Below are 2,100 nucleotides of genomic sequence, written 5' to 3'. Positions count from 1 at the left end.
GAGCTGGCCGCTGGCCGATATCCGCCTGCTGGCACCGATCCTGGCGAGCAAAGTGATCTGCATCGGGAAGAACTACGCCGCCCACGCGGCCGAAATGGGCGGTGCGGCGCCGGTGGACCCGGTGATCTTCATCAAGCCGAACACCTCGATCATCGGCCCGAACGCATCGATCATCCTGCCGCCCAGCTCTTCTCAGGTCGACTACGAGGGCGAGCTGGCCGTGGTGATCGGCCGTCCGTGCAAGGACGTGGCCGCGGCCAAGGCGTCCGAGGTGATCCTCGGCTACACCATCGCCAACGACGTCACCGCTCGTGACCAGCAGCGCCACGACGGCCAGTGGACCAGGGCCAAGGGTTACGACACGTTCTGCCCGCTCGGCCCGTGGATCGAAACCGCGCTGGATCCAAGCGATCTGGAGATCGTCACCGAGGTCGACGGCGAGGTCCGTCAGCGCAGCCGCACGTCGCTGTTCCTGCACGATATTCCGAAGATCATCGAATGGATCAGCTCGGTGATGACCCTGCTGCCCGGTGACGTGATCCTCACCGGCACACCGGAAGGCGTCGGACCGCTGCAGGCCGGGCAGAACGTGTCGGTCACCGTCGAGGGCATCGGCACCCTCACCAATCCTGTTGCCACCAAGCGCTGAGACGAGCGGAGAAGAGAGTCATGACTGAAGTACGGGTCCGTTTCTGCCCGTCGCCGACCGGCACGCCGCACGTCGGCCTGGTGCGCACGGCGCTGTTCAACTGGGCGTTCGCGCGCCACCACGGCGGCAAATTCGTGTTCCGCATCGAGGACACCGACGCCGCCCGCGATTCCGAGGATTCCTACCGCGCGCTGCTCGACGCGCTGCGCTGGCTGGGGCTCATCTGGGACGAGGGCCCCGAGGTCGGCGGACCCTACGAGCCCTACCGGCAGTCGCTGCGCCGCGATCAGCATCTGGATGTGGTGCGCCGGTTGCTCGAGGCCGGAGAGGCCTATGAGGCATTCTCGACGCCGGAGGAAGTCGAGGCCCGTCATCGCGCCGTCGGCCGCGACCCGAAACTCGGTTACGACAATTTCGATCGCGATCTCAGCGCCGAGCAGATCGCGGCGTACAAAGCCGAGGGTCGCCCCGCCGTGGTCCGTTTGCGGATGCCCGAAGAAGATCTCGGATGGAATGATCTCGTTCGCGGCGAAACCACCTTCAAAGCCGGCACCGTCCCCGATTTCGCCCTCACCCGGGGCAATGGTGACCCGCTCTACACGTTGGTGAATCCGGTCGACGACGCGATGATGCGGATCACCCATGTGTTGCGGGGTGAGGATCTGCTCTCCTCGACACCACGTCAGCTCGCGCTGTATGCCGCGCTGCAGCGTATCGGGGTTGCCGAGTTCACGCCCGAGTTCGGGCATCTGCCGTTCGTGATGGGTCAGGGCAACAAGAAACTGTCCAAGCGCGACCCGGAATCGAATCTGTTTCTGCATCGGGACCGCGGATTCATCCCCGAGGGTTTGCTGAATTACCTCGCCCTGCTCGGCTGGAGCATCGGCGAGGACCGCGATGTGTTCTCCATGCTGGAAATGGTCGCGGCTTTCGAAATCTCCTCGGTGAATTCGAATCCGGCCCGCTTCGATCAGAAGAAGGCCGACGCGATCAACGCCGAGCAGATTCGCCTTCTCGAGCCCGGCGATTTCGGTCACCGTCTGCGTGAGTTCCTCACCGCGAAGAACCACATCGGGGCCGAAGTCGACGAGAAGACATTCCTGGTCGCCGCCGAACTCGTGCAGACCCGCATCGTGGTGCTCGGTGACGCGTGGGACCTGCTGAAGTTCCTCTTCGTCGCGCCCGCGGAGTTCGCGATCGACCAGGCGGCGGGCACCAAGAATCTCGGCGCCGAGGCCGACCCCGTGCTCGACGCCGCGATCGCCGCTGTGGAGCCGCTGGGCGAGTGGACCACCCCGGCACTGGAGGAGGCGCTGAAAAAGGCGCTGATCGACGATCTGGGGCTCAAGCCGCGTAAGGCGTTCGCGCCGGTGCGGGTCGCGGTGACGGGCTCGCACATCAGCCCGCCGCTGTACGAGTCGATGGAATTGCTGGGTCGCGAGGCCTCACTC

General features: G+C 65.2%; 2 protein-coding genes. Both read left to right on the top strand.

What is annotated here, in order from left to right; translation table 11 throughout:
• On the top strand, nt 1-649 hold a 649-nt coding region (locus tag ACFWF3_RS33520), incomplete at its 5' end, for a fumarylacetoacetate hydrolase family protein (RefSeq protein ID WP_379317977.1).
• Between the two features lie 20 nt (nt 650-669).
• Nucleotides 670-2,100: glutamate--tRNA ligase (gltX, locus tag ACFWF3_RS33515; RefSeq protein ID WP_379317975.1), on the top strand; the 1,431-nt coding region annotated here is incomplete at its 3' end.

Origin of the sequence: Nocardia sp. NPDC060220 (assembly GCF_042727815.1) — a bacterium.
In the GTDB taxonomy this organism is placed as follows: domain Bacteria; phylum Actinomycetota; class Actinomycetes; order Mycobacteriales; family Mycobacteriaceae; genus Nocardia.
The sequence above is the reverse complement of the archived record's forward strand: the minus strand, read 5'-3'. Positions and strand labels throughout refer to the sequence as shown.